The organism is Clostridium sp. (genome assembly GCF_016650035.1).
Lineage (GTDB): Bacteria > Bacillota > Clostridia > Clostridiales > Clostridiaceae > Clostridium_AD.
On sequence record NZ_JAENWM010000052.1, the window covers coordinates 16,542 to 27,514 of the forward strand.

The 10,973-nt window shown below is 30.4% G+C and carries 10 protein-coding genes and 1 riboswitch; of the genes, 4 read left to right on the top strand and 6 right to left on the bottom strand.

All coding sequences use genetic code 11. From position 1 onward, the window contains the following. Window positions 1-83 precede the first annotated feature (83 nt). Window positions 84-266, top strand: a complete 183-nt coding sequence (locus tag JJD95_RS12700; protein WP_291643397.1) for a hypothetical protein — start codon at window positions 84-86, stop codon at window positions 264-266. Between the two features lie 109 nt (window positions 267-375). Here the strand turns inward: JJD95_RS12700 and nrdG are convergent, their stop codons facing one another. The 6 genes from nrdG to JJD95_RS12730 form a co-directional block, all read right to left on the bottom strand. Continuing rightward, window positions 376-879, bottom strand: coding sequence for an anaerobic ribonucleoside-triphosphate reductase activating protein (gene nrdG, locus JJD95_RS12705; protein WP_291643398.1), 504 nt, complete (start codon window positions 877-879; stop codon window positions 376-378). A 16-nt stretch (window positions 880-895) separates the two neighbouring features. Beyond that, window positions 896-3,004 carry an anaerobic ribonucleoside-triphosphate reductase gene (nrdD, locus tag JJD95_RS12710; RefSeq protein WP_291643399.1) on the bottom strand — a complete coding sequence of 703 codons (2,109 nt, stop codon included), beginning with the start codon at window positions 3,002-3,004 and terminating at the stop codon, window positions 896-898. A 225-nt stretch (window positions 3,005-3,229) separates the two neighbouring features. Continuing rightward, a riboswitch (cobalamin riboswitch) is annotated at window positions 3,230-3,403 on the bottom strand. Window positions 3,404-3,545: 142 nt separating this feature from the next. After that, entirely contained in the window at window positions 3,546-4,310 is a 765-nt protein-coding gene (locus tag JJD95_RS12715) for an ABC transporter ATP-binding protein (RefSeq protein WP_291643400.1), read from the bottom strand. Then, window positions 4,307-5,347, bottom strand: coding sequence for an iron ABC transporter permease (locus JJD95_RS12720; protein WP_291643401.1), 1,041 nt, complete (start codon window positions 5,345-5,347; stop codon window positions 4,307-4,309). Before JJD95_RS12720 ends, JJD95_RS12715 begins: the two co-directional genes overlap by 4 nt. Beyond that, window positions 5,304-6,257, bottom strand: a complete 954-nt coding sequence (locus tag JJD95_RS12725) for an ABC transporter substrate-binding protein (RefSeq protein ID WP_291643402.1) — start codon at window positions 6,255-6,257, stop codon at window positions 5,304-5,306. The genes JJD95_RS12720 and JJD95_RS12725 overlap by 44 nt, the downstream gene beginning before the upstream one ends. Beyond that, complete coding sequence (locus JJD95_RS12730; protein WP_291643403.1) at window positions 6,254-7,195, bottom strand: 4Fe-4S binding protein; 942 nt, start codon at window positions 7,193-7,195, stop codon at window positions 6,254-6,256. Before JJD95_RS12730 ends, JJD95_RS12725 begins: the two co-directional genes overlap by 4 nt. Window positions 7,196-7,329: 134 nt before the next feature. On the opposite strand from JJD95_RS12730, the gene JJD95_RS12735 reads away from it, so the two are divergent. The 3 genes from JJD95_RS12735 (at window position 7,330) to JJD95_RS12745 (ending at window position 10,788) form a co-directional block, all read left to right on the top strand. Beyond that, window positions 7,330-8,202 carry a LysR family transcriptional regulator gene (locus JJD95_RS12735; protein WP_291643404.1) on the top strand — a complete coding sequence of 291 codons (873 nt, stop codon included), beginning with the start codon at window positions 7,330-7,332 and terminating at the stop codon, window positions 8,200-8,202. Between the two features lie 768 nt (window positions 8,203-8,970). After that, on the top strand, window positions 8,971-10,035 hold the full coding sequence (locus JJD95_RS12740) for a methyl-accepting chemotaxis protein (protein WP_291643405.1): 1,065 nt from the start codon (window positions 8,971-8,973) through the stop codon (window positions 10,033-10,035). 15 nt (window positions 10,036-10,050) lie between these two features. Then, window positions 10,051-10,788 (top strand): methyl-accepting chemotaxis protein, encoded by a 738-nt coding sequence (locus JJD95_RS12745; RefSeq protein WP_291643406.1) that lies wholly within the window; start codon window positions 10,051-10,053, stop codon window positions 10,786-10,788. The last annotated feature ends 185 nt before the right edge of the window (window positions 10,789-10,973 follow it).

The following is a 10,973-nucleotide window of genomic DNA, read 5'->3' on the forward strand; positions in this document are numbered from 1 at the left end:
AATATTTTATAATAAAATGGGTAAACTATTATTAATGCACTAGATATATGTAGTATAATTTTTGTGCTTTAAGGAGACGAATAATGAATAATAAAAAGTTAGGAAAAGCAAAAAAATCAATTAATAGATTAGATGCTAATAAAAGCAATAGTGGCGTTTTAAACACCGAGATGGCTATTATGTATAACCTGTCCAATATGACTAGTAATATTAATGATACGGCTGTAGAGGAAAAAGCGAACAAATTTGATGATGAAAAAAAATAATTAAACCCAGTAACTATTACAGTTACTGGGTTTTTACACTTATAAATATTAATTAATTTCGCTTGTAAAGCGGTTTTTACTTTTAATAAACTTATTCAAATTGTTTATTTCATTCTTCACTCCATGGTACAATTTTATTTTCTAAAATACTTTTCCTAGTATCGATAATTCTTTGATTGGATGACCCTGTGTACTTACTAGCGCCTTCTTTTAATGTTTCATCAAACTTACCATCAATAAGTACGTTTATAACACTTAATAGCCTTAGTTTTTCACTATCTCCACTATTTATTATTTCTTCAAAAGTATAGCCACTATAACACCAAATATTTAATCCTAAGTCTTTTACTACCTCTGATAATTTTGACAAAGCCAACGCACTTTCAAAAGGCTCTCCTCCCGATAAAGTAATCCCTTTTATTATAGGATCATTATTTTTTATTTTCTGCACAATATCATGTATTGAAACAGAATCCCCATATGTAAAGTCTTGCATAACCCTATTATGGCAATTCTCACAGTTATGCTTACATCCTGATACAAAGACTACAGATCGCATTCCATATCCATTGACTAATGAATTATCTAAAAACCCACCTATTTGAAGTCTCACTAAAGCGCACCCCCTTTTAATAGGTAGCTATATGATTACCAGTATGAGAAATTCTATCTGCTCTCTCTGCTGTTTTTCCGCTACCAAATCTCTCATCCAAACTTAAGTAACCTGTTACTCTTGAAATTCCTTGTATATTATGACTCCCACATTTTGTACATTTTTGAACTCCGCTTTGGAGATAGTTCCCACAGTCTTTACAATATCTTATATGAAAATTAATTCCCAGATAACTAATGTTTGTTTGCTTATATGCATAATCTAATATATCCATTATAATTTCAGCTGTTGGATAATCATCAAGTTCTACATAACTAATATGTCCCCCATTACATAATTTATGATAAGGTGCTTCAATATCTATTTTTCCCGTAATGGATATAGGGTACCCAACAGGAATATGATAGCTATTTGTATAGTATTCCTTATCCGTAACTCCTTGTATTTCACCAAATACTGATTTATCTTGAAGTATAAATCTGCCACTTAATCCTTCAGCGGGGGTAGCATAAGTGCTAAAGTTAAGTTTAGTTTCCTCTATTAACTTGTCAGTATATTTTCTTATATAGGATATTATTTCAACTCCTAATTTTCTAGACTCCGCGCATTCCCCATGATGTCTCCCTGTTATTGCAGCTATGCTTTCTGCAAGGCCTATGAATCCAATTGCCCATGACCCATTCTTTAAAATAGGTTCTATAGAATCATTAGGTGTGAGTCCTTCGCTGCCAAGCATTAGTCCTTGCCCCGCTACGAAAGGCAAATCCTTAACCCTTAATTTTTTAAGCACATCATACCTATGCATAAGCGCTTCTCTTGAAAGTTCTAACTTAACGGAGAGTAATCTATAAAACTTATCTACATCTCCCTTAGCTAACATTCCAAGTCTAGGAAGATTTATAGTTACAGCGGCAATATTACCTCTACCTTTTGTTCCTGCCTCTCCATTTACGTTAGAGCAAATATAAGTACGACATCCCATGGTAGCTGGTGTAATTCCTTGGTCGTAGTAGAATTTATTAAAATCGGCATCTAAATTCATAAAAGTAGGATTCATTCTCTTACTTGCAACGCGGCAAGCAAGCTTATATAAATAGTGATATGGATCAGTTTTTTCCCTATTCACGCCTTTTTTAACTCTAAAAATTATATTCGGGAATACTGGTTGTTCTCCTTTTCCAAGTCCTTTTTCATATTCAGTTAGAAATATTTCACATACTAGGGCTGCGTCTTTAGATTCTGGAATTCCAATATTCATTGAACTAAATGGAACTTGTGATCCTGCTCTACTATGCATTGTATTTAGGTTGTATACTATACCCTGCATAGCTTGTTCTATAGCTCTTCTTAATTTACTTTCTGCAAACTCATTAATCTTATTTTCATCTACACCAAATTCTCTAATTTCTTGTCTGATTTCCTGCCTTGTATACTCTATAAATGTAGCCATATCATTATCAAAATCTGGATGCGACTGGCCGCCAAACATATCATTCTGCGTTGATTGAAGTAAAATACATGAAAGTTCTGCTGCTGACTCTATCCTTTTTGATCTCCTTATATATCCGTAGCCTGTATTAAAACCTCTTTCTAAAACTTCTTTGGTTGGTATATGCAAACAATTTACAGTTAAATTGTAACTGTCTAAATCATGGTAGTACACGTCACCATTTTCATGTGCTTTTGCTAAATGCTTAGGCATCATAGATAAATTATGCCATTTATTAGATTCACTAGCAATTCTAAGTAACTTAGAACTAAAATTATTGCCCACATTAGCATTATCTCTATCTGTCTCTACTCCTATTTTTTTTATAACTTTCATAAGGTCTGATTTTATTTCTCTTATCTTGTTGCGTTCACGTCTATAATTAGAAAAAGCTACTCCAATAGGCTTATGACCATTTTCTAAAAGTTTATCTTCAACAATGTTCTGAATTTCCTCCACAGAAAGTTGATGCTTGTCCAAATCCTCTATTCTTTCTAGCACTTTTTGAGTTAGCTCTATAATTTCACTTTCTTTTAAATTAAAAGCTATCTCGTCCGCAGCTCCTCTTATAGCATTTGTAATTTTTATCGAATCAAATTGAACCTCTCGTCCATCTCTTTTAACAACATTTAACATATTTGGGACCTCCTAAACACAACATCCTGTGCTTTACTTAATATATTTTAGTTCTCTCTACGAATACTCCAAGGAAAAAGAAAATAACCTCTACCCCAATTTCAGTGTAGAAAACAAAAAAACTTCTAACTAAAGCGTTAGAAGGAAACGATTGAAAGTTATGTTTAATCATATAAAATCAACAAACAGATTTTCAATATTAGGACCTCCCTATCACTCGTAGAGTTTGTGGCGCAAAATATAGGCAGGTATTTTGACTCAAGAATCATTATTTAAGTACGCCTTCCCCATTTCCGAGTGACATAATGTACTTAAATTCATCTATTACAGCTACGAGATAGTTCAGGATTCTAACCTGATTCCCTTTAATATTAATAAACCTATATTCTATTATTTAATTTTTTAACCCCTGTGTCTATTTATAATAATATTATTATTAAGTCTAAAAATCAAGCACTTTAAGTGAAAACATCATACTTTTCTAAAAAAACAATATATTATTCTCATTTATAAATGGGATTACAAACAGAAGAGTAAAATCTTACCTTTGAGATAAATAGTAACTATAACAAGACTCCTGAATATGTACTCTTTTACAATTAACGCCGAACACTTCATTAATAACTCTTTTATCCAAAATTTCCTTAGGTGTACCGTAGCTCTTTATCTCACCTTTATTCATAACACAAATCCTATGCGAATAAGTTAAGGCTTGTACTATATCATGAAGAACTATAACAATAGTTTTACCCTTTTCATTTAGTTTTTTTATAAGATTAATAACTTGAAATTGCTGATTAATATCAAGATAAGTTGTAGGTTCATCAAAAAAAATAACATCAGTATCTTGAGCTACAATCATAGCTATATATACCTTTTGTCTTTCTCCACCAGATAGTTCTAGTAAATTTTTATTTCTAAATTTTATTACCCCTGTAAGTTCCATAGCGTATTCTACCTTTTCTCTATCTATTGTTGATAGCTTACGCGCAAATCCAAGGTAAGGAAATCGTCCATGAGTTACAATACTATCAACAATAATATTCGGAATATTCCTTGTTTGTGGCAAAATGGATACACTCTTTGCAAACTCTTTTCTCTTTATACTGTTTATTGAAATATTATTCAATAATATTTTACCATAATAGGGATTTATAAGTCCTGAAATAACCTTTAGCAAAGTTGTTTTACCGCACCCATTAGGTCCAATTATACTTGTAATTGTACCCCTATTTATTTTTATATTAATGTTATGTAATTTTTCCACTCCATTATATCCACTATAAACATCTATTAATTCAATCATATACTTAACCTCTTTTTTTGTTTTATTAAAAGATATATAAAAAAGGGACCTCCAATAAAAGACATAATAATTCCAACAGGTATTTCAAAAGGAGCAAATATTATTCTTGATATTAAATCACAAGTTACAACAAATATTCCGCCCATAATACTTGATACTGGAATAACAAATCTGTTATCAGTGCCCATAACTAACCTTGCAAAATGAGGTATAATAAGACCTACAAAACCTAACAAGCCTGAAAAACTAATAGCGCTACCCGCAAGAATTGAAGCAACTATAATAAGAAAAAATCTATAAAATGATACTTTTAAGCCAAGTGAAGTAGCTATTTCATCTCCTAGAGCCAAAATATTCATATCATAACTAAGGATATAGGCTAAAATTAATCCTACAATTATATAACCTACAGCAAATTTAATTTTATTCATAGTAATTCCTGAAAACCCACCCACCATAAATGAATTATTACCTAAAGAAGCCTCTGGATATAAGGTGATAATTGTCTGAATCCCAGCATTTAAAAAACTGCCCACTGCAATACCCGCAAGTACAATAGTCCCTCTGGATACCCCTGTTTTATAAGCTATAAAATAGATAAGAAGCGATGCAAAAAGTGCCCCTAAAAATGCAGCTATTGGAACATATTTAATATACTGTGGAAAAAATACCACAAGCATCATACTAAAAAGACCCGCTCCCGAATTAACACCTATAATATTGGGTGCTGCTAAAGCATTGTTAAGCACCGCTTGTAATATCACCCCAGATACAGCAAGGGAAGCCCCCGCAAGCACCGCTGCAATAATTCTTGGTATGCGTACATAAAAAATAATAATATACGTTTTGGATATATTATCACCATTTATGAAAACATTAAATATGTCTTTAATATTTAATGCTACAGAGCCATAAAAAATACTTAGTAGTGATACTAATATCAAAATAACTACTAAGCCTAAAATTGTAATAATCTTAAATTCAAATGAATTCTTATCTAAATGTTTCTGGATATAAAATTTTTGCAAGGTATTCATAAGCATCTCCCCATAGTGCATTGGGTTTATAATGAAACATTTCTTTTGGTAGTATTATATATCTATTATTTTTTACAGCCTTAAGTTTGTTCCAGGCAGGGTTTGACTTAACTGTAGTTTTTAACTGCTCTAAAGCCTTTTCAGAATCGCCCATAGTAGTTATAAAAATATATTCAGGATCCTCTTTAATTATTTCCTCCATACTTAAATCTTCTAAAAGTGATGAGTGACGGCTAGCTATATTATCCGCTCCTAAGTCTTTAAGCATGGCTCCAGTAATATTATCATCACCTTTTGCTTTAGCACCAGTAGAAAATGCTCTTATAAAAAGTACACTTGGCTTTTTATTAGCAGGGTTAACTTTAGATATTACCTTATCTATTTTACTTTTTACAGCTAATCCGTTCTTTTGGTACAAATCTCTTCTCCCTGTAATCTCAGTACAGTTTTTTAAAATATTAAGATAATCACCAAATACATCTTCCTTAAAAAAAGCATATTTTATACCAGCTTTTTTTAGGATTTCAGATACTTTAATATCTGTATCTATGTCAGAAGATAATATTACAAGGTCAGGTTCAAGGGCTATTACCTCTTCAATATTAGGTTCCATTACATTCCCAACTACCTTTACATTATTCTTTAGTTGCATTTTTCTTTCTTTCACTACATCATCTGTAACTCCTACAAGTTCTCCACCTGCCAGTAGCCAAGTTTCAGCAAAAGAGCCATATAGTGAAACCACTCTTTTAGGACTACTGCTAAGATTTACTTTATTCCCTCTTGCATCTGTAAAAGAAATGGTTTGATTTTTACCCATATCTATAATCTTTTCTTTATTAGTACAACCTGCAAATCCCAATATAACCATTATGCATAAGAAAAAAGATAAGCTTTTTCTTATTATCATACTTCTTCTCCTTTAACCTTTAAGGGTGTCTTTAATATTTCATCTTTCCTTAGTAAAATTTTATCACCTAGTATTTCTCCCTCAACATATTCAAACCCCACTCTGTCAATAGCACTTCCAAAACGTTCTCCCTTAAAAGCATTTTCTTTGAAAAATAGAATTGTTTTAAAAAGAACACTCATAATCTCTTCTTTTGTAAAAATTTTATTAATGAGAGATCCATGACGAGTTGATTTTCCCCATCTACCACCAATATATATTTTGTAGCCCTGCATACCTTCTTCAATTGCACCAAAATAGCATTTATCAAGACAACGTCCACAATTATTGCAAATTTCTTTGTCAATGATTAAAGTTCCATCAATAAATTTAGCCGCTCCCATAGGACATGTGCTTTCAACTAAGCATTTCTTACACTTACTACATTTATTAATGTTATACTTAGGCATCAATTGCCCTATAATGCCAAAATCATTTAAATTAGGCTTAACACAATTATTAGGGCATCCTCCTACTGCTATTTTAAATTTATGAGGGAGTATTATATTATTGTATTTTTCATAAAAACCCCTATGAATTTCTTTAGCCATAGCTTGGGTATCAAAAATTCCAAATGTACATACAGTTCCTTTACAAGCAACTATTGGTCTAACATTTGCTCCTGTACCTCCAGTTACCATTCCTTCTTTAGCTATATAATTTCTTAGCTCTTCAACATTTTCATATTTAATTCCAGGTATTTCAAGTGTAAGTCTAACAGTAAATGCGACTTTTCCATTTCCAAACTTCTCTGCAGCTTCACTAATATTTTTAAGCTGCCTTGAACTCAAGACACCATTTTCAGTTATAATTCTAGCTGAAAAATGTACTCCATCATTATTTTCTAAAACACCCATCGACTTCAATCTTTTTATTTCTACGTCACTAACTTTATTCACAATTTACACCCCTAAACATTGTTTTGTTATTGTAACCACTAACTCCGCTTATTTTATCACTTGAAAAAACTATTGTAAAATATTATAATATTATTATAATCATAGGTATTTACCTATACATTGGAGTGATTAATATGACAATTCGTCATCTTACAATTTTTATTGAAGTAGCAGACTGTTGTAACATGAGCTTAGCTGCTAAAAATCTTTATATTTCACAACCCTCAGTAAGCCAAGCTATTTCACAACTTGAAAGTTTTTATGGAATTAAAATTTTTGAAAGACTTTCTAAAAAATTATATATAACGGGCGACGGAACTCAGCTTTTAAGTTATGCAAGACATATTGTATCTCTGTTTAATGAAATGAAAGAAACCATTAAAAATAGCTCTAATACATTATTGAAAATTGGGGGTACTATTACCGTGGGTGCTTGCGTTATGAGCGATATAATAAATTGCTTTAATACTAAATATCCAACTATACAAACCCAAATTCTCATTAATAATACCAGTATAATAGAATCAAAAATTTTGATTAATGAATTAGATATTGGTCTTGTTGAAGGTGAAGTAAAAAGTAAAGAAATAATATGTCTACCTGTTATTAAAGATAGGCTTGTACTTATATGCAATAAAACTAACCCTTTTGCAAAAAGAACTTCCATAAATTTATCTGAACTTAATAACCAGCCTTTTATTCTAAGAGAAAAGGGCAGTGGCACCAGAGAGCTTTTTGAAAATTATATGAAAAATGCTAAACTTATTATACAGGAAAAATGGGTATGCAATAATTCGGATTCCATTAAGCAAGCAGTTATAGCAGGACATGGCCTTTCCGTAATTTCAGAAAGGCTCCTTAAAGATGAACTATCCAAAGGTACGATACAAATAGTAAAAATAAACGATGTTGCTTTCAAAAGAAATTTTAGTGTTGTGTATCACAAAAATAAATATCTATCTGAGTACTTAAATAAATTTATTGAAATATTAAAATCTTATCACTAAATAACCTTATTCATTTTAAGATATAATCAATAATAATCAAAAAAATAACAAGTACCCCAAATTATTTAAGTACTTACATTCAACGTAACAAGTCAATACAATATATTACATTCATATTGAATTTTTTAAGGAATAATCAATATAGCCAATGTAAAAGTAACACAATTACTATTGTGTTACTTTTAGAAATAAGTTAAATAAAACATACAACTGTATTTATAGAAAAATTGCCGCAATTTCTACCGAATATTTATAAGAGATAAATATTTCGTTTTACAATTTAAGATAAAAAAGTCCCTTTTGTTAATTGTAAAATTAATGAAAAATGTGTTTTTTATACAAATATAGTTTAATTTATATGGCAATTAAAGATTATTTTAAAATAAATTATAAACCTTAATTTTATATTAAATTAAAATCACTTTAATATAAAAAAGCTAAGGACTAAGATTTACATTTGTTTTCGATATGTTTAAGGAGCTTTATCAAATATACGATAAAGTAACTATGTATCTTTTATAGATATACGTAAGAAATACGGTGATGATGTTACGCAGTTTAATGAAATATGCAATTCAATTGTTATTTTTTAAAACTAATCGATAATATAATAGATTAATTAAATTCTATTCAAAAACAAAATCATTTCAAGGAGGTATTTTCAGTGAAAAATAAAATTAGTACTAAAATAGTTATTGCTATAGTGAGCTGTTCAATGGATTAGTTTTAGGAACGATAGATGTTTCAAAGGTTAAAGACCAAAGTTATATGAATATATACGAAAAGCAGTTAAGCTCTCTAATGAAGAGTTTAGGTGATAGCAATACTGGTCTTGTAGGGATATATATGAATTTCGATCCTAAATTTACAGATGGGAGTAAGGCTTACGATGTAGCTTATGACTATGAAGATCAAAAAAAACAAGCTAATATTAGTAACAATTCATATTTACTAGAAGATTATAAGGAAACAAATGAAGAGTTGTCTTGGTATTTTAATCCTGTTAAAGCTAAAAAAGGCATATGGTCAAAACCTTATATAGATTCAGCTAGTGATAATATAAACATGATATCTTATACTATGCCTGTATACGCTAATGATGAATTAGTTGGAGTTGCTGGAATGGATATTTCATATGAAAGTTTGGAAAAACTAATTTTAAGCACAAAAATTTCTGATAGTGGATCTGCATTTTTATTGGCTAATGATTATACTTTTTTAGTTGGTGGTAAATCAACAAATAAATTAAATACTTTAGAAAATGGAAAATATAAATTTATAACTGACGAGTTAAGCAGTAAAAAGTCGATAGTTTTAGAAACAACTTTTGAAGGAACGAAACAGATTATGGGATTTTATACTATGAATAATGGTCAGATACTGGGCGTTAAAGTTCCAAGTCAAGAGGTGCTCGGAAATTTAATATACATCATTATTTTAATTATGATTATAGGAATAATAATTTCAGTAATTGTTGGATTATTTATTGGTAGAAGAATATCTAAACAAATAAACGTTGCAACAAGTTACATAGGTAAATTGGCTAAGTTAGATTTAACATATAATGATAAGAACCTTAATCAAATGCTAAGGAGTAAAGATGAAATAGGTATTATGGGAAATAACTTAGTAGATTTAAGGGGCGAATTAATAAAGGTTGTTGAAGAACTAAAAAGGGCTTCTTATGAGGTATTAGAATCTTCAAATATTATTTCTGCTAATGTGGAGGAAACATCATCTAAAATGGAGATTGTCAATGAGTCAGTAAAACAAGTATCTCTAGGAACAGAACAGTTAAGTGCCACAACGCAGGAAGTAAATGCGACAACTTAAGCTATTTCGAATAATGTGGATGACGTTACGATAAGAGCCAATAAAGGAACTGAAACTGCAAAAAATATAGAAGTAAAAGCAAATGAAATTAGAGAAAATATTAGAAATAGTGCCATTAATGTTAATACTCTATATACACAGAGGCAAGAAAATATATTAAAAGCAATTACAGATGGCATGGTTGTTAGTGAAGTTAAAATAATGGCAGACGAGATAGGAGACATAGCGAGTCAGACAAATCTCCTTGCACTTAATGCAGCTATTGAAGCAGCAAGGGCAGGAGAACAAGGTAAAGGTTTTGCTGTGGTTGCAGATGAAGTAAGAAAATTAGCCGGAGCATCAGAAGCTACAGTTAAGAAGATTCAAGAGGTAACGACCAAAGTTGAAAAAGCTTTCCAAAACCTTTCTATTAATACTCAGGATATATTGAGCTTTATGGATAATAAAATCAAACCTGATTATGTATCTTTTGTAGATATAAGTAAGCAATATGGTGATGATGCTACGCAGTTTAATGAAATATCGTCGAACATTGGAGCTTCAATGAATATAGTAAATGAAACTGTATCGGAGATTAATAAAGCAATCGAAAATGTATCCGCTACTGCTGAGGAATCAGTGGCTAGCTCAGAAGAAATATTAGCAAGTATTAATGAATCTGTTATGTCAATCGACGAAATTTCAAAAGCTTCTCAAAACCAAGCCATATTAGCAGAGAAATTAAATAATATGGTTCAAAAATTTAAACTATAAAAACTTATTATACAGCGGTTTATTTAAATTAGAAATTATAATATTAAGAGTATAGTCGGAAAACAATAATTAACAATATCCACATTTAGGAAATAATAATATGTATCTGGATAACGAATTATACTCAAATTAATTATAGGCATAACAAAAAGACTTTTTTACACATTATTTTAAAAAAGCCGTAG